Source organism: Vibrio sp. 2092, assembly GCF_033339635.1.
GTDB lineage: Bacteria > Pseudomonadota > Gammaproteobacteria > Enterobacterales > Vibrionaceae > Vibrio > Vibrio alginolyticus.
In genome coordinates, this window is the sequence record NZ_JAWOUY010000022.1 from 65,888 (window position 1) to 82,671 (window position 16,784).

A 16,784-nucleotide genomic window follows, 5' to 3' on the forward strand; every position below is an offset into this window, starting at 1 on the left:
TAACTTAAAGCTTTTAAAACACCCTGCTTTGGCGGGGTGTTTTTTTATATAACGGAAGCGCTAAGTGAGCGCGCTCCTCCATGTTTCAAGGAAGCGGTCTTAAAGAAGTTAAAGATCAAGCTTAATTCTTAACTGAGTTAACGGCTTAACTTAAAGCTTTTGAAAACGCCTCACACTTGCGGGGCGTTTTTTTATACAACGGAAGCGCTAAGTGAGCGCACTCCTCCATGTTTCAAGTAAGCGGTCTCAAAGAAGTTAAAGATCAAGCTTAATTCTTATTGAGTAAAGTTTCGCTAAATAGCTTTTTGAAACCATCGCTACGGCGGTTTTTTGTATTTATAGGTTTGTATTTTTGGCTCTTACTTTGGTCATGGGTAAGGAGCGCTTCCTATGAGCTTGTTTCATTTTGCTGCTTATTTCTTGTAAGGAGCGTGTGAGTCTCCCTTTCTCCCCTAGAGGCAACCTCGCATTTATGCTATATATGTCACCTTATCTAATTCCTTCCGGTACAGAATGTTAGCAGCGATATGCGAATCTTTGTTATAGCCCTTACGCTACTGTTTGGCTTGCTTCAATACACTCTATGGTTTGGTAAAAACGGAGTGTCTGACTACTACACAGTAAAAGATGAAATTGAAGTTCAGCAACAAGTGAACAGCAAGCTACAAGCTCGCAACAATGAAATGTTCGCTGAGATTGATGACTTAAGGCAAGGTCTTGATGCGATTGAAGAACGTGCGCGTCATGAGCTCGGTTTAGTTAAAGATGGCGAGACTTTTTACCGCATTATAGGTGAGGAAAACCATTAAAATGTTGGATATGAACTCATCGCATATCGCAATTGTGCCTGCTGCTGGTGTGGGTAGCAGAATGAAGGCAGATCGCCCTAAGCAATATTTATTGATCGAAGGTAAGGCGGTACTGGAACATACCGTAGAGAAACTGCTTTCTCACCCAAATATTTCTAAGGTTGTCGTTGCCATTACTGACGGCGACCCATATTACCCAGAATTGTCCATTGCTAAGCGCCCAGATGTGATTCGTGTAGCTGGTGGTAAAGAAAGAGCAGACTCTGTGTTATCAGGGCTAAACTATGTCAATGAGCATCTGGAAAGCGAGTGGGTATTAGTTCACGACGCTGCAAGGCCATGTGTATTAACATCCGACATTGACCGTTTGATTGATGTTTGCTGCGCCCACTCAACGGGTGGCATTCTCGCATCTCCTGTGAGAGATACAATGAAGCGAGCAAACGCAGTACAAGATATCGATCATACGGTAGATAGAGAAGCATTGTGGCATGCACTTACTCCACAAATGTTTAAAACTCAGCAGCTTACTCAAGCACTGGCTGACGCATTAGAACAGGGTGTAACCATTACCGATGAAGCCTCGGCTTTGGAATGGCTAGGCGAGAAGCCAGCCTTAGTTCAAGGGAATGCGAACAATATAAAAATCACTCAGCCAGAAGATCTTGCGTTAGCCGAGTTTTATCTAAGCCGTGAGCGCGGCGAATAAAGAAAGGATAGAAAATGATTCGAATTGGTCATGGTTTCGATGTACATAAATTCGGTGGTGAAGGCCCAGTCATTATTGGTGGTGTAGCAATCCCTTATGAGCAAGGTTTGATTGCACACTCAGACGGCGATGTAGCCTTGCATGCGTTAACGGATGCTCTGCTGGGCGCGATTGCTGCCGGCGATATTGGTCGTCATTTCCCAGATACGGATGATAAATGGAAAGGCGCAAACAGTCGTGAACTACTGAAAGACGTTTACCGTCGAGTCAAAGAGCAAGGCTACCGCCTTGGCAATGCTGATGTAACCATCATGGCACAAGCGCCTAAAATGGCACCACACATTGACGCAATGTGTGCGGCAATTGCCGAAGATCTAGAAACCGACATTAGTAACATCAACGTAAAAGCGACGACGACAGAACGTCTCGGTTTTACCGGACGCAAAGAAGGTATTGCAACGGAAGCCGTTGTACTTCTGTTTAAGCAATAACTAGCAATTTGCTCTTCTAAGCTGTGATATCAGCGGAAACACATCATGTCAGACATTTTATCTTCATTGGCTTACCTAACGGGTAAGCCAGTTGCATCGGCAAAAATCAAAGCGCAGCCAGAGCACTTTCAGGTTCGCGAAGATTTAGGTTTTGCCTTTACGGGCGAAGGCGAGCACCTAATGGTTCGTATCCGTAAAACGGGCGAGAACACCAGCTTCGTTGCTAACGAGTTAGCAAAAGCCTGTGGTGTTAAGTCGAAAGACGTTAGCTGGGCGGGTCTTAAAGACCGTCATGCGGTGACGGAACAGTGGTTAAGTGTCCATTTACCAAAAGGTGAAACGCCAGATTTTTCAGCGTTTTTGGCTCAATACCCAAGTATCGAAATCCTTGCAACAGATCGTCACAATAAAAAACTGCGTCCTGGTGACCTAGTAGGGAACGAGTTCGTGGTTACTTTGTCTGAAGTGACAGATATAGCGGATGTAGAGCAACGTCTTGAAAAAGTGAAACAAGTTGGCGTGCCAAACTACTTTGGTAGTCAGCGTTTTGGTAACGATGGTAACAACCTTGAAGAAGCACGTCGATGGGGACGCGAAAACGTTCGTACCCGCAATCAAAACAAGCGCAGCATGTATTTATCAGCGGCTCGTTCGTGGATTTTCAACCGCATCGTTTCAGCTCGTCTAGAGAATGGTGTGTTTGATAAGTTCATTGATGGTGACATTGCACAGACGAATTCTGGCACTCAGTTGATTGATGCAAACAACATAGCTGCTCTGCAAGTGCAATTTGCGCGAGGTGAAGCGGCAATTACCGCTGCGCTTGCTGGCGATAATGCACTGCCTACTCAAGCCGAGGCTCTGGCATTAGAGCAACCGTTTTTAGACGAAGAGCCTGACCTCATGGCGCTGATTCGTGGTAATCGCATGCGCCACGACCGTCGCGATATTGCGCTGAAGCCAAAAGATTTAGCTTGGACGGTTGAAGGTAACAACATTACGTTGACTTTCTCACTGGATGCGGGATCTTTTGCGACCTCTATTGTTCGTGAGTTAGTTAATGAGGTTGAAGTAGAAAGAGAATACTAATGGAACAGGATTCACGAAACCCGAAGCCCTTAAGGGTCTTAATCAGCAATGATGATGGTGTTCATGCTCAAGGGATTCATGCCCTCGCTGATGAGTTGAGAGATATCGCCGAAGTGACCATTGTCGCACCTGATCGAAATCGTTCAGGTGCTTCGAATTCACTCACATTAGAACAACCATTACGCGTGACTGAAATTGCCCCAAATATCTACTCAGTGCAAGGCACGCCCACGGATTGTGTGCATTTCGCGCTGAATGAGCTAATGAAAGATGATTTGCCTGATCTTGTTCTGTCAGGAATCAACCATGGCGCTAATTTGGGTGATGATGTTCTTTATTCTGGAACAGTAGCAGCCGCCATGGAAGGTCATTTCCTTGGCGTTCAGTCGGTGGCTTTTTCTCTAGTGGGTAAGCGACATTTCGAATCCGCCGCTAAAATTGCACGTCAAATTGTACAACAGCATTTAGCGTCGCCGATTCCAACGAATCGTCTACTGAACGTAAACGTGCCTGACTTACCATCAGAGAATTTAGGTGAAATTGAAGTTACGCGTTTAGGTGCACGTCATCACGCAGAGAATATGATCAAGCAGAAAGATCCGAGAGGCCATGACATTTATTGGTTAGGGCCACCAGGAAAGGAGCAAGATGCAGGAGAGGGCACGGACTTTTATGCAATTGAGCATGGCCGAGTTTCAATGACGCCTCTGCAAGTTGATCTCACCGCTCACGAGTCGCTGCGTGCTATGGATAGTTGGTTAAAGGAAGAGAAGTAATGAGTAACCCACATGCTGACAGGTTGATAGCGTTTCTTATCTCCAGTGGCATCAAAGACCAAAGAGTTCTGGATGCTATCCAACGCTTGCCACGAGAAAGCTTTGTTTCTCAAGCGATGATGCACCAAGCCTATGATAACAATGCGTTACCAATTGGTCAGGGACAAACTATTTCTCAGCCTTATATCGTTGCGCGTATGACCGAGTTGCTTGAGCTAGAGCCGGCGAGTCGTGTTCTGGAAATCGGAACGGGATCGGGTTATCAAACCGCGGTACTGGCGCAAATTGTTGATCATGTATACTCCGTTGAGCGAATTAAATCGTTGCAATGGGAAGCAAAGCGTCGCCTGAAGCAATTGGATATTTACAATGTTTCAACTAAGCATGCTGATGGGTGGCAGGGCTGGGAAGCGAGAGGTCCTTTCGATGCTATCATTGTTACCGCTGCCGCTGAAGTGATTCCCCAAGCTCTTCTCTCACAATTAAGAGATGGCGGCAAAATGGTCATTCCTGTTGGAGATACGGAGCAACAGTTATTAAAAATAGAGCGTAAGGGAGACGAATATCTCTCTACCGTTGTAGAAATGGTTCGGTTCGTACCTCTGGTTGCGGGTGATTTAGCTTAAGGGTTGGGGATAGGTGAATAAGTTACTACGTCATATTGGTATTAGCTTTGTGTTTGCTGCAGGACTAGTTGGTTGTGCAGCGCATTCCCCTGCACCTGTCTCTAGCCTAAAAAAAGACTATTCAAGCCTTGAAAGAGGGAGTTACAGAGGGAGTTATTATGAGGTAAAAAAAGGCGATACGCTTTACTTCATAGCTTATGTCACAGATAAAGATGTAAATGATCTTGTTCGTTACAATGAGTTAACTCAGCCTTACACTATCTACCCAGGACAGAGGCTAAAACTTTGGGCTCCGAAATATGTCGCCCCTAAATATGGTCAAAAAGTTGAACCCGTTGTGGCTCCTGTTGTTACGCCCCCCCCAGCTCCAGTGACGAAAACATCAACAGCCTCTAAACCTAAACCTTCGAGTAAAAACTCTAGTCAAAAACCTACAGAGACTAAGCCTAAAGTCGTACAAAAACAGCCTCCAAAGAAGGTTGAACAATCGAAAACAAAGGAGTATGTTGGTTCAAAAGATAACCAAAAAGTGAAGCAAAAAGCGCCAACTACCACAGCAAAGAGTGATAAAGTCTCAAAGTGGTTGTGGCCAACAAAAGGGAGAGTAATCAAGAACTTTTCGGCGGGAGAACAGGGAAATAAAGGTATCGACATCGCAGGACAGCGTGGTCAACCTATCGTTTCAACCGCAGCCGGCACAGTCGTTTATTCAGGCAATGCGCTACGAGGTTATGGCAACTTAATTATAGTAAAGCATAACGACAATTATTTAAGCGCATACGCACATAATGACAAACTGCTGGTCACAGAAGGACAAAGCGTAAAAAGCGGACAAAAAATCGCCACCATGGGTAGTTCAGGTGCAAAGTCGGTCAAACTACACTTTGAAATTCGCTATCAAGGTAAATCAGTGAATCCAAAACGCTATTTGCCTTAAAACTTTGAAAAACAACTTGCGACATCATTTAGCGACATATTGAGTTGTCATGTCTTGCTAACTCGCCAGGGGGAGGCGTTATGAGTATCAGCAACACAGTAACCAAAGTTGAAGAGTTTGCATTTGATAATGCGTCAGTGAAGACCATTGATAACGAACTCGAAAGATCATCATCCACAGAAAGCAAAGCGACTGCGCGTGAAGAATTTGACGCGAGCAGTAAAAGCTTAGATGCAACTCAGTTGTATTTGGGCGAAATTGGCTTCTCACCTTTACTTACTGCCGAAGAAGAAGTGCTTTACGCAAGACGCGCCCTACGTGGCGACGAAGCGGCACGCAAACGTATGATCGAAAGTAACCTACGTTTGGTTGTTAAGATTTCTCGTCGATACAGTAACCGTGGTCTAGCACTACTTGATCTGATTGAAGAAGGTAACCTCGGCTTGATCCGAGCGGTCGAAAAATTCGACCCAGAACGTGGTTTCCGTTTCTCTACTTACGCAACGTGGTGGATCCGACAAACGATAGAGCGAGCGTTGATGAACCAAACTCGCACGATCCGTCTACCTATCCATGTAGTGAAAGAGCTGAACATTTATCTGCGTACTGCGCGTGAACTTTCTCAAAAGCTCGATCACGAACCGACCGCAGAAGAAATTGCTGCTCAATTAGATATTCCAGTCGAAGACGTAAGCAAAATGTTACGCCTTAATGAGCGTATTAGCTCTGTCGACACGCCAATCGGTGGTGACGGTGAGAAAGCGCTGCTGGATATTATTCCTGATGCAAACAACTCTGATCCAGAAGTTTCGACTCAAGATGACGACATCAAATCATCGTTGATTCATTGGTTAGAAGAGTTGAATCCGAAACAGAAAGAAGTGCTTGCACGACGCTTCGGCCTACTAGGCTATGAGCCTTCGACGCTGGAAGAAGTTGGTCGAGAGATTGGTCTGACACGTGAGCGAGTACGTCAAATACAAGTGGAAGGTTTACGTCGTCTTCGTGAAGTCCTAATCAAACAAGGTTTGAATATGGAAAACTTGTTTAACGTAGAAGACGATTAAATAATCCGTATTTCACTAGATACACAAAAGGCTATGGTTCCCCATAGCCTTTTTTCTTTTTTGCTCGTCGGTGTGAGTCTGTTTACAGCATCTTCTTCAAGCGATACAGCTCTTCAAGAGCTTGGCGTGGCGTTAAGTCGTCAGGGTCAATACCTGACAGAGCTTGTTCGACCTCGCTAGGCTCTGGAATCAGGCTCAACTGGTTAGCCACATCTACTGCACTTGGACGTGGTGTGTCACTGTTTTGCCCCAGTTGCTCTAGCTGAGATAGCTTGTTACGCGCATTTTTGATGACCGTTTTTGGTACGCCTGCTAAGCCCGCAACAGCCAGACCGTAAGACTTACTTGCCGCACCTTCTTGAACTGCGTGCATAAAGGCAATGCTATCTCCATGTTCTACGGCATCCAAGTGAACGTTCGCTAAGTTTGGCAGCTGGCTTGGTAACTCTGTTAATTCGAAGTAGTGGGTTGCAAATAGGGTCATCGCACCAATTTGTGTTGCGAGCCATTCCGCACTTGCCCAAGCTAAAGACAGACCGTCGTAAGTACTAGTACCGCGTCCGATTTCATCCATTAGCACCAAACTATTCTTAGTTGCGTTGTGAAGAATATTGGCTGTTTCGGTCATTTCTACCATGAAGGTCGAGCGGCCAGATGCAAGATCATCTGACGCACCAATACGAGTAAATATACGATCTAAAGAACCAATCTGTGCGGATTCTGCCGGTACATAAGAGCCGATATGTGCCATCAATGCAATCAGCGCAGTTTGACGCATGTAGGTTGATTTACCACCCATGTTTGGACCGGTAATGATCAACATCTTACGGGCTGGGTTCAGCTCAATTGGGTTCGCGATGAACGGCTCTGTTGTTACTTGTTCTACGACTGGATGACGACCAGCTTGAATGTGAATTCCTGCGTCTTTCACAAGCGTTGGGCGGCAGTAATCTAACGAATCTGCACGCTCTGCTAGGTTTTGTAATACATCCAGTTGAGACAGAGCAGAAGCTAGGTTTTGCAGCTTCTCAAGGTTTGGCATCAATAGATCAAACAGTTCTTCCCACAACTGTTTCTCAAGTGCTAACGCTTTAGATTTCGAGTTAAGTACTTTGTCTTCGTGTTCCTTAAGCTCTGGGATGATGTAGCGTTCAGCGTTTTTGAGTGTTTGGCGACGTACATAATGCGGTGGAACCAAATGGCTCTGGCCACGGCTCACTTGGATAAAGAAGCCATGAACGTTGTTATAGCCTACTTTAAGCGTATCGATACCGTGTCGTTCACGCTCATCTCGCTCAAGCTGCTCAAGATATTCTGTTGCACCGTCTGCCAATTTTCGCCATTCATCGAGCTCCGCATTGTAGCCTTCAGCGATGACGCCACCATCACGAATAACAACCGGCGGATTTTCTTTAATCGCGCGCTCTAACAGGTCACATACTTCGTCAATCGGAGCTGCATACTTCGCCAATTTCGTTAGGTACGGATGGGTCAAAGAAGCGGTGACAGATTCTAGCTCTGGTAGCTGTTGCATGGCATTGCGAAGTCTAGCCATATCGCGAGGGCGAGCAGAGCGTAATGCAAGGCGCGCTAAGATACGTTCAATATCACCAATTTGCTTTAACGTTGGTTGAAGATCGGCAAACAGAGCTTGTTCTTTAATCTCACCAATCGCATCAAGGCGATTGTTTAACGTTTCAATGCAACGCATAGGCTGATGCAACCAACGCTTCAGCATTCGGCTGCCCATCGGAGTTGCACAATGGTCGAGTACTGCAGCGAGCGTGTTATCGGTTCCGCCTGCTAGATTTTGAGTAATTTCCAGATTACGTCGGGTAGCAGCATCAAGGATGACGGATTGATCCTGATGATCAAACGTTAAAGAGCGAATATGAGGTAAAGCCGTACGTTGAGTATCTTTTACGTACTGGATCAAACAACCAGCAGCACATAACCCTAAGGACGCATGTTCTACACCAAAACCAACCAGATCTTTTGTGCCAAATTGTTGATTGAGTTGTTGCTTAGCCGTATCAAGCTCAAACTCCCAGACTGGGCGACGACGGTTACCATTGCGGCCCGCCATTAAATGTACAGGTTCAAAATCTTCTGGGAACAGTAGCTCACGTGGTGCAGTGCGTTGAAGCTCGGCTGTCATCGCTTCTTCAGTTTCTGGTTCTGTCAGTTGGAAGCGACCAGAGGTGACATCCAGCGTCGCATAACCGAACTTACCGTTGTGATGGTAAATTGCTGCGATTAAGTTATCGACACGCTCAGAAAGCAGCGCTTCATCCGTCACAGTACCTGGTGTCACGATACGCACAACTTTACGTTCTACCGGTCCCTTGCTGGTGGCCGGATCGCCAATCTGTTCACAGATCGCCACAGACTCACCAAGCTGAACAAGTTTTGCCAGGTAGCCCTCTACGGCGTGAAATGGCACACCCGCCATTGGGATAGGTTCACCTGCAGACGCACCACGTTTGGTCAATGAAATATCAAGAAGCTGAGAAGCTCGCTTGGCATCATCGTAAAAGAGTTCGTAGAAATCGCCCATGCGGTAGAACAGCAAAATCTCTGGGTTCTCAGCTTTTAGCTTGAGGTATTGCTGCATCATCGGAGTGTGTTTTTGTTCAGCTTTCACAGGTAAGTTCTTTTGTTTATTTCCGTAGCGGCTTAGGATACGTGAATCCCTATCAAGTAAAAAGAGACAAAGGGCATTTTGGCTATGGAAAAAACAACAAAATTGAGTGCCGATTTAGGCGCATTATTGGCTAAACACGGGCATGTTTTAACAACCGCAGAATCATGCACAGGTGGTGGTGTTGCAACCGCCATTACTGACATTGCTGGTAGTTCAGCTTGGCTTGACCGTGCGTTCGTCACCTACAGTAATGAAGCGAAAATGGAGATGCTTGGTGTGCAAGCTTCAACGTTAGAAGCGCATGGTGCAGTGAGTGAGCCAGTTGTGATTGAAATGGTGCAGGGTGCAATTAAAAACTCCAATGCCACCATCGGTGTGTCCATCAGTGGTATTGCAGGGCCGGGTGGTGGCAGTGAAGAGAAACCAGTCGGCATGGTCTGCTTTGCTTTTGCTGATAACCAAAGTTGGCAGCAAGTCGAAACCATGCATTTCTCTGGTGACCGTGCAGAAGTTCGCAAAAAAGCGGTCGAGCACGCGCTGACTCAATTGTATCAACATCTGCTCTAGAATTTCTTAACTTGTTTTAGCCCAGCATTGATAAGGGCTAGAGCAAATCATGACTTTAGGTCAGCCAAATTTTTTTCATACAGGTATGGACACTGTATGAATCAACAGTATAATAACTTTCATTGCTGAGCAGTTCTTCTGCTTAAGAAAAATGAATTACTATTCGTCGCCCAAAGAAGATGAATAAATCGGAGAAAGTAATGGACGAGAACAAACAGAAAGCGCTCGCCGCTGCGCTAGGTCAAATTGAAAAGCAATTCGGTAAAGGCTCTATCATGCGCCTTGGTGATAACCGCGCAATGGACGTAGAAACCATCTCAACGGGTTCTCTTTCTCTTGATATCGCTTTGGGTGCTGGTGGTCTACCAATGGGTCGTATCGTAGAAATCTACGGCCCAGAATCTTCAGGTAAAACAACATTAACGCTTGAGCTTATTGCTGCTGCGCAACGTGAAGGCAAAACGTGTGCGTTTATCGATGCAGAGCACGCTCTAGATCCTGTATACGCGAAGAAACTTGGCGTTGATATCGATGCATTGCTAGTTTCTCAGCCAGACACAGGTGAGCAAGCGCTAGAGATCTGTGACGCACTTGCACGTTCTGGTGCTATCGATGTTATGGTTGTCGACTCTGTCGCAGCACTAACACCGAAAGCAGAAATCGAAGGCGAAATGGGCGATAGCCACATGGGTCTGCAAGCACGTATGCTTTCTCAAGCAATGCGTAAGCTAACGGGTAACCTAAAGCAGTCTAACTGTATGTGTATCTTCATCAACCAAATCCGTATGAAGATTGGTGTGATGTTTGGTAACCCAGAAACAACAACAGGTGGTAACGCACTTAAGTTCTACGCTTCTGTTCGTCTAGATATCCGTCGTACTGGCGCAATCAAAGAAGGTGACGAAGTCGTAGGTAACGAAACGCGCATCAAAGTTGTTAAGAATAAGATTGCAGCACCATTTAAAGAAGCAAACACACAAATCATGTACGGCCAAGGCTTTAACCGCGAAGGTGAACTTGTCGATCTAGGTGTGAAGCACAAGTTAGTTGAAAAAGCCGGTGCTTGGTATAGCTACAATGGCGATAAGATTGGTCAAGGTAAAGCGAATGCATGTAACTACCTGCGTGAGCACCCTGAAGTGGCTAAAACTATCGATACAAAACTGCGTGAAATGTTGCTAGCGCCAGCACTTGCGGAAGCGCCTGAAGCTGGTGAAGCGCCAGAGCAAGCTGAAGAGTTTTAATCTCTCATAGATTAATAAATGACAAAGCCCTGCAATGCGGGGCTTTGTTGTATCTATTGAAATCAAAAATCGAATTATCACAAAGGCCATTGAGAGCCTGTACAGCAAAAATACTTTTAGGATCATCATGTACCAAAAACGCCAGGCGCCAACATTATCGAGCAAAGAGGCTGCTATACAATTGCTTAGCCGTCGCGATCATGGTCAGTATGAGCTTTACCAAAAATTATCGATGAAGGGCTATGAAGAATCAGACATCGACATCGCAATTAATTTTTGCCTAGACCATAACTATTTAGATGATTTACGTTACGCGAAGAGTCAAATTAGACAGCATGTATACAAAGGACATGGAGAGCGTCGAATTCGTCAAGAGTTAAACCAGAAGCGTGTTGCGGAATCGGTGATTGAGCAAGCTATGGCTGAAGAGCCGCAAGATTGGTTTGAACTGGCTAAACAGGCGGCAGAAAAGAAATTCAAAGGTATTAAAGCCAAAGACCAAAAAGAGTACGCAAAACAAGTTCGTTTTCTGCAGTATCGCGGCTACAGTTTTGACCAAATCAGCTACGCGCTGAGCTTTGAGGACGAAGATTAACGGTCAGTCGTCCGCACTGATTTTTGTTTTGCTTCAAATTTTTTCTCCTACTCCCTCTTTTCCTCAAGAAAACTAGTCTCAGCTGTTTGCATGATCTACAATACGGCAAAATTCTAACTCGACTATTTTCAGGAAGAGCTGCATGTACATGAGCACTGATGAGGTTCGTAACGCGTTCCTCAAGTTCTTTGAGAGCAAAGGACACCAAATCGTAGAAAGTTCATCGTTAGTTCCACATAACGACCCAACCCTGCTGTTCACAAACGCAGGTATGAACCAATTTAAAGATTGTTTCTTAGGCTTAGAAAAACGAGCCTACACTAGAGCGACTACGGCTCAGCGTTGCGTACGTGCTGGTGGTAAACATAACGACCTAGAAAATGTTGGCTTTACTGCTCGTCACCACACATTCTTTGAAATGTTAGGCAACTTCAGCTTTGGCGATTACTTCAAAGAAGATGCGATCTCCTTTGCTTGGGAATTCCTAACCGAAGTTCTTAAACTGCCAGCGGATCGTTTATTGGTAACTGTTTACGAAACCGATGACGAAGCGTTTGACATCTGGAACAAGAAAGTTGGCGTACCCGCTGATCGTATTGTTCGCATTGGTGATAAAGAAGGCGGCAAGCCGTACGAGTCTGATAACTTCTGGCAAATGGGCGACACTGGCCCTTGTGGTCCATGTACTGAAATCTTCTACGATCACGGTGAGCACATCTGGGGTGGCCGTCCTGGCACGCCTGAAGAAGATGGTGACCGTTTCATCGAGATCTGGAACAACGTATTCATGCAGTTCAACCGTCACGCAGACGGCACTATGGAACCGCTACCAAAACCATCGGTAGATACTGGTATGGGTATCGAGCGTATCTCTGCAATCATGCAGGGCGTTCACTCAAATTACGAAATCGATGTATTCCAAGCTCTTATCAAAGCAGCAGCAGAAGTTATCGGTTACGAAGACCTATCAAACCAATCACTACGCGTTATCGCTGACCACATCCGTTCATGTTCATTCCTGATCGTGGATGGCGTTATGCCTTCAAACGAAGGTCGTGGTTACGTATTACGCCGTATCATCCGTCGCGCAGTTCGTCACGGTAACAAGCTGGGCGCACAAGGTGCATTCTTCCACAAGTTGGTTGGCGTATTGGCAGACATCATGGGTACGGCTGGTGAAGAGCTGAAGCGTCAACAAGCTGTGGTTGAAAAAGTACTGCGTATCGAAGAAGAAAACTTTGGTCGTACACTTGAGCGCGGTATGGCGATTCTAAACGAAGCATTAGATGATCTAGACGGTAAAGTACTGGACGGCGAAACCGTATTTAAACTTTACGACACTTACGGCTTCCCAGCAGACTTAACTAACGACGTTGCACGTGAGCGTGAGTTCGCAATCGACGAAGAAGGTTTTGAGAAAGCGATGGAAGAGCAGCGTCAACGTGCGCGTGAAGCGGGTAACTTCGGTACTGACTACAACGCAGCAATCAAAGTTGATACGCAAACAGAATTCTGTGGTTACACAGGTACTAAAGGCTCTAGTTCTGTAGCAGCGATGTTCGTTGAAGGCAACGAAGTAGATTCGCTATCTGCGGGCGACAAAGCAATCATCGTACTTGGTGAAACACCATTCTACGCAGAGTCAGGCGGTCAGTGTGGTGACGCTGGTGAAATCCGTACTGAGTCTGGTGTATTCCGCGTTGAGGACACTCAAAAACTAGGTAACGCAATCGCGCACCACGGTGTAATGGCAGAAGGCGTTCTAGCGAAAGGTGATGAAGTAGCAACTATCGTTGACGCAGAGCGTCGCGCAGCTATCTCTCTAAACCACTCAGCAACGCACTTGCTACACGCAGCACTACGCCAAGTTTTAGGTGAGCACGTAACGCAGAAAGGCTCATTAGTGAAGGCAGACAACCTACGTTTCGACTTCTCACACCTAGAAGCCGTAACTGCAGCAGAACTGAAAGAAGTTGAGCGTCTAGTTAACTCGCAAATTCGTCGCAACCACACGATTGAAACCAACGTGATGGACATTGAGTCTGCTAAGAAGAAAGGCGCAATGGCACTGTTTGGTGAGAAGTACGATGACGAAGTACGCGTACTGTCTATGGGTGACTTCTCGACAGAGCTTTGCGGTGGTATTCACGCATCAAGCACAGGTGATATTGGCCTATTCAAAATCACTTCAGAAAGCGGCATTGCTGCAGGTATTCGACGTATTGAGGCGGTAACAGGCGAGGCTGCATTAGACGCTATTGAAGCTCAAAACGCGAAGTACGAAGAGAAACTCGCAGAATCTGCACAGAAAGCAAAAGCGCTAGAGAAAGAAGTGCAGAAGCTAAAAGATAAGATGGCGGCAGCAGAAAGCGCTAACATCATGGGCAAAGCGGTTGAAGTCAATGGTACAAAAGTTCTAGTCGCAGCTCTTGAAGGCGCTGACAGCAAGAACCTACGTACTATGGTTGATGACATCAAGAACCAAATGGGGTCTGGTGTCGTACTGCTTGCCAACGTAACAGGTGATAAGGTTGGTCTGATTGCTGGTGTGACTAAAGATCTAACTGGTAAAGTAAAAGCTGGTGATCTAGTTAAGATGATTGCTGAGCAAGTCGGTGGTAAGGGCGGTGGTCGTCCTGACATGGCTCAAGCTGGTGGTACTGATGTAGCCGCACTACCAGAGGCAATTAAAACAGTTCAGCCTTGGTTAGAAGAGCGCTTATAAGCTTTTAACTACTAAAATTACGCTCAATCAAGTTTCTTTGATTGAGCGTAATTTTTTTTAGCAGCCAAGTGGTTTAATTGACCAAAAGTTAACCGAGTCATTTAGGCTATTTGGTTTTTGTTGTAACTACTGCTTATATAATTTTTCTAAAAGGAAATACTGAAGATGTAAGCAGTTCTAAAGAGACTTCGGTCTTGGGAAGGTGAAGACTGGTGAAAAAGCCCCTTATCGTGCAAAAGTTTGGCGGAACCTCCGTGGGTTCAATTGAAAGAATCCACCAAGTTGCTGAACACATCATTAAGGCGAAAAATGATGGCAATCAAGTTGTTGTTGTCGTGTCTGCAATGTCAGGCGAAACAAACAGACTGATGGACCTCGCTAAACAGATAGATAGCGTGCCTACAGCTCGAGAACTTGATGTTTTGCTCTCTGCTGGTGAGCAAGTGTCAATGGCACTGTTAGCAATGACACTCAATAAATTGGGTCATGCTGCACGCTCGCTTACCGGAGCACAGGCGAATATTGTGACGGATAATCAACACAATGACGCAACGATTAAACACATTGATACTAAGACAATTCTGGGATTGCTGGAGCAAGACCAAATAGTGATTGTTGCAGGCTTTCAAGGTGTGAATGAGAACGGGGATATCACCACATTAGGTCGAGGTGGCTCAGATACGAGCGCAGTGGCACTGGCAGGCGCATTGCGCGCGGATGAGTGTCAAATCTTTACCGACGTTGATGGTATTTATACTTGTGACCCACGTGTAGTGAAAAACGCGCGAAAATTGGCGGTTATCGATTTTCCTTCCATGGAAGCGATGGCAAGCCGAGGCGCGAAAGTATTACATTTACCTTCAGTGCAATTTGCATGGAAGAATAATGTGCCACTGCGCGTGCTTTCGACATTTGATGTTAATGAAGGCAGTCTGGTAAAGGGGGAGTTAGGCAATCAAGCCGTCTCTGGTATAGCCATCCAACGTGACCTTGCCATAATCGAAGTCGATAAAGAACATTTATCTAGTGCTACAAAACAATGTCAGATGTTGGGTATCGACATTTGGAATGTGATCGAGGAAACAGAACGGGCAGGTATCATGATAAAACAAGATGCATGTGCCAAGTTCGATCTGGTGTTCAGCGACAAAATCCGTAATAGTGAAGTGGTAAGCCTGTTGACCGCAGTGGGGCTTGAGGCCAATGGAATGGTAGAGCACGCATGCGATTTGTTGGCAAAGCGAGATATTGAGATCAATTTCAGCGCAACGAATGCACTCACTATGATGCTAGTTTTAGCACCCGAATGTGTGGATACAGCAGCAAACATTCTGCATGATGCTTACATTACGTCTAGTGAAGCATTAAACATTCAACAAAAACATGCCTTTTTAGGCTGATTTTCGCTAACAAGGTAGTTTACGAAAATATAACTTTTGTTGGATAATAGCTTTGTAGCAAGAAAATTTAGAGATTACTCAAGGAGCAAAGAATGCTAATTTTGACTCGCCGCGTAGGCGAAACACTGATGATTGGTGATGAAGTGACTGTAACTGTACTAGGTGTTAAAGGTAACCAAGTGCGTATCGGCGTTAACGCTCCGAAAGAGGTTTCAGTTCACCGTGAAGAAATCTACATGCGCATTCAAGCTGAAAAAGGCAATGGCAACGTTGCTTCAGGTAACTACTAAGTCGCTCCTGTTTACAGAGCTTAGTTTGAATGAAAAAGGCTAACCGAAGGGTTGGCCTTTTTAGTTTTTACTGTTTTTGAAAATTTGCAGAAACTATTGTGTTGAGTATGGCTGTGAATTCATCAATAATGTTGATTCGAACTTCAGAAAGTTATTTGAAAATAAATGTCTTTTTTTCAGAGAAGACTCTCTTTTTTTCATCATAATAGAGTGATAAAGTTCGTTTAATAGTCACTTTGATTAAATCAGCAACGGTTAAGCTAGTTTCGTGGATTTTTTCAAAGAAAGTGTTTGACATATTTTCGGTAAAACGTAATATGTGCCTCCGCAAGACGGTGAGGTGGCCGAGAGGCTGAAGGCGCTCCCCTGCTAAGGGAGTATACGGTTTATCCCGTATCGAGGGTTCGAATCCCTCCTTCACCGCCATTCTTGCAGCGTTGATTTATCAACAAAAAAGTGCGTCCTTAGCTCAGCTGGATAGAGTACCTGGCTACGAACCAGGCGGTCGGAGGTTCGAATCCTCCAGGACGCGCCATATCTCTTTTGAGATATAACAATGAAAACGGTGAGGTGGCCGAGAGGCTGAAGGCGCTCCCCTGCTAAGGGAGTATACGGTTTATCCCGTATCGAGGGTTCGAATCCCTCCTTCACCGCCATTCATTGACTGGCCCGAATGGCCTTTTTTTTGTTTCGTAAGAAATGAATGTGATTTACTTCACAACTTCTTAGCAAGAAGATCTGCGCGTCCTTAGCTCAGCTGGATAGAGTACCTGGCTACGAACCAGGCGGTCGGAGGTTCGAATCCTCCAGGACGC

Annotated in this window: 15 protein-coding genes and 4 tRNA genes; 18 read left to right on the forward strand and 1 reads right to left on the reverse strand. The window is 45.5% G+C overall.

Annotated features, from left to right (window positions below; all coding sequences use genetic code 11):
- Positions 1-527 precede the first annotated feature (527 nt).
- The 8 genes from ftsB to rpoS all read left to right on the forward strand — a co-directional run bounded on the left by ftsB (position 528) and on the right by rpoS (position 6,504).
- Positions 528-809, forward strand: a complete 282-nt coding sequence (gene ftsB, locus R7P80_RS25580) for a cell division protein FtsB (RefSeq protein ID WP_005380907.1) — start codon at positions 528-530, stop codon at positions 807-809.
- 1 nt (position 810) lies between these two features.
- A complete protein-coding gene (gene ispD / locus R7P80_RS25585; RefSeq protein WP_005380898.1) occupies positions 811-1,518 on the forward strand; it encodes a 2-C-methyl-D-erythritol 4-phosphate cytidylyltransferase in 708 nt (235 codons plus the stop codon).
- A 14-nt stretch (positions 1,519-1,532) separates the two neighbouring features.
- Entirely contained in the window at positions 1,533-2,009 is a 477-nt protein-coding gene (gene ispF / locus R7P80_RS25590) for a 2-C-methyl-D-erythritol 2,4-cyclodiphosphate synthase (protein ID WP_005380896.1), read from the forward strand.
- 45 nt (positions 2,010-2,054) lie between these two features.
- On the forward strand, positions 2,055-3,098 hold the full coding sequence (truD, locus tag R7P80_RS25595; RefSeq protein ID WP_005380895.1) for a tRNA pseudouridine(13) synthase TruD: 1,044 nt from the start codon (positions 2,055-2,057) through the stop codon (positions 3,096-3,098).
- Entirely contained in the window at positions 3,098-3,874 is a 777-nt protein-coding gene (gene surE / locus R7P80_RS25600) for a 5'/3'-nucleotidase SurE (protein ID WP_005380894.1), read from the forward strand. Before truD ends, surE begins: the two co-directional genes overlap by 1 nt.
- A complete protein-coding gene (locus R7P80_RS25605) occupies positions 3,874-4,500 on the forward strand; it encodes a protein-L-isoaspartate(D-aspartate) O-methyltransferase (RefSeq protein ID WP_005380892.1) in 627 nt (208 codons plus the stop codon). Before surE ends, R7P80_RS25605 begins: the two co-directional genes overlap by 1 nt.
- 13 nt (positions 4,501-4,513) lie before the next feature.
- Positions 4,514-5,437 (forward strand): peptidoglycan DD-metalloendopeptidase family protein, encoded by a 924-nt coding sequence (locus tag R7P80_RS25610; protein WP_005380889.1) that lies wholly within the window; start codon positions 4,514-4,516, stop codon positions 5,435-5,437.
- A gap of 80 nt (positions 5,438-5,517) precedes the next feature.
- Positions 5,518-6,504, forward strand: a complete 987-nt coding sequence (gene rpoS / locus R7P80_RS25615; protein WP_005380887.1) for an RNA polymerase sigma factor RpoS — start codon at positions 5,518-5,520, stop codon at positions 6,502-6,504.
- Between the two features lie 82 nt (positions 6,505-6,586).
- Here rpoS and mutS read toward each other — a convergent pair whose 3' ends face one another.
- Positions 6,587-9,148, reverse strand: coding sequence for a DNA mismatch repair protein MutS (gene mutS / locus R7P80_RS25620; RefSeq protein ID WP_167415441.1), 2,562 nt, complete (start codon positions 9,146-9,148; stop codon positions 6,587-6,589).
- Between the two features lie 84 nt (positions 9,149-9,232).
- On the opposite strand from mutS, the gene pncC reads away from it, so the two are divergent.
- From pncC to R7P80_RS25670, 10 genes are all read left to right on the forward strand, one after another.
- Positions 9,233-9,715 carry a nicotinamide-nucleotide amidase gene (gene pncC / locus R7P80_RS25625; RefSeq protein ID WP_005383794.1) on the forward strand — a complete coding sequence of 161 codons (483 nt, stop codon included), beginning with the start codon at positions 9,233-9,235 and terminating at the stop codon, positions 9,713-9,715.
- 200 nt (positions 9,716-9,915) lie between these two features.
- Positions 9,916-10,959, forward strand: a complete 1,044-nt coding sequence (gene recA / locus R7P80_RS25630; protein ID WP_005380874.1) for a recombinase RecA — start codon at positions 9,916-9,918, stop codon at positions 10,957-10,959.
- Between the two features lie 127 nt (positions 10,960-11,086).
- Positions 11,087-11,554, forward strand: a complete 468-nt coding sequence (gene recX, locus R7P80_RS25635) for a recombination regulator RecX (RefSeq protein WP_017633543.1) — start codon at positions 11,087-11,089, stop codon at positions 11,552-11,554.
- A gap of 142 nt (positions 11,555-11,696) precedes the next feature.
- Positions 11,697-14,279: an alanine--tRNA ligase gene (gene alaS, locus R7P80_RS25640; protein WP_225492052.1), complete on the forward strand. Its 2,583-nt coding sequence runs from the start codon at positions 11,697-11,699 to the stop codon at positions 14,277-14,279.
- Between the two features lie 212 nt (positions 14,280-14,491).
- Entirely contained in the window at positions 14,492-15,679 is a 1,188-nt protein-coding gene (locus R7P80_RS25645; protein WP_005383803.1) for an aspartate kinase, read from the forward strand.
- A 92-nt stretch (positions 15,680-15,771) separates the two neighbouring features.
- On the forward strand, positions 15,772-15,969 hold the full coding sequence (gene csrA / locus R7P80_RS25650) for a carbon storage regulator CsrA (protein ID WP_004415691.1): 198 nt from the start codon (positions 15,772-15,774) through the stop codon (positions 15,967-15,969).
- A gap of 334 nt (positions 15,970-16,303) precedes the next feature.
- Positions 16,304-16,395 (forward strand) — tRNA-Ser (locus R7P80_RS25655).
- A gap of 32 nt (positions 16,396-16,427) precedes the next feature.
- Positions 16,428-16,504: transfer RNA gene (locus R7P80_RS25660), tRNA-Arg, on the forward strand.
- A gap of 29 nt (positions 16,505-16,533) precedes the next feature.
- Positions 16,534-16,625: transfer RNA gene (locus tag R7P80_RS25665), tRNA-Ser, on the forward strand.
- 86 nt (positions 16,626-16,711) lie between these two features.
- Positions 16,712-16,784, forward strand: a tRNA-Arg gene (locus R7P80_RS25670).

What these genes read in the sequence shown, in the direction of transcription:
- ftsB (WP_005380907.1), top strand. Translation starts at nt 528, where the DNA reads ATGCGAATCTTTGTTATAGCCCTTACGCTACTGTTTGGCTTGCTTCAA.
- ispD (WP_005380898.1), top strand. Translation starts at nt 811, where the DNA reads ATGTTGGATATGAACTCATCGCATATCGCAATTGTGCCTGCTGCTGGT.
- ispF (WP_005380896.1), top strand. Translation starts at nt 1,533, where the DNA reads ATGATTCGAATTGGTCATGGTTTCGATGTACATAAATTCGGTGGTGAA.
- truD (WP_005380895.1), top strand. Translation starts at nt 2,055, where the DNA reads ATGTCAGACATTTTATCTTCATTGGCTTACCTAACGGGTAAGCCAGTT.
- surE (WP_005380894.1), top strand. Translation starts at nt 3,098, where the DNA reads ATGGAACAGGATTCACGAAACCCGAAGCCCTTAAGGGTCTTAATCAGC.
- R7P80_RS25605 (WP_005380892.1), top strand. Translation starts at nt 3,874, where the DNA reads ATGAGTAACCCACATGCTGACAGGTTGATAGCGTTTCTTATCTCCAGT.
- rpoS (WP_005380887.1), top strand. Translation starts at nt 5,518, where the DNA reads ATGAGTATCAGCAACACAGTAACCAAAGTTGAAGAGTTTGCATTTGAT.
- pncC (WP_005383794.1), top strand. Translation starts at nt 9,233, where the DNA reads ATGGAAAAAACAACAAAATTGAGTGCCGATTTAGGCGCATTATTGGCT.
- recA (WP_005380874.1), top strand. Translation starts at nt 9,916, where the DNA reads ATGGACGAGAACAAACAGAAAGCGCTCGCCGCTGCGCTAGGTCAAATT.
- recX (WP_017633543.1), top strand. Translation starts at nt 11,087, where the DNA reads ATGTACCAAAAACGCCAGGCGCCAACATTATCGAGCAAAGAGGCTGCT.
- alaS (WP_225492052.1), top strand. Translation starts at nt 11,697, where the DNA reads ATGTACATGAGCACTGATGAGGTTCGTAACGCGTTCCTCAAGTTCTTT.
- csrA (WP_004415691.1), top strand. Translation starts at nt 15,772, where the DNA reads ATGCTAATTTTGACTCGCCGCGTAGGCGAAACACTGATGATTGGTGAT.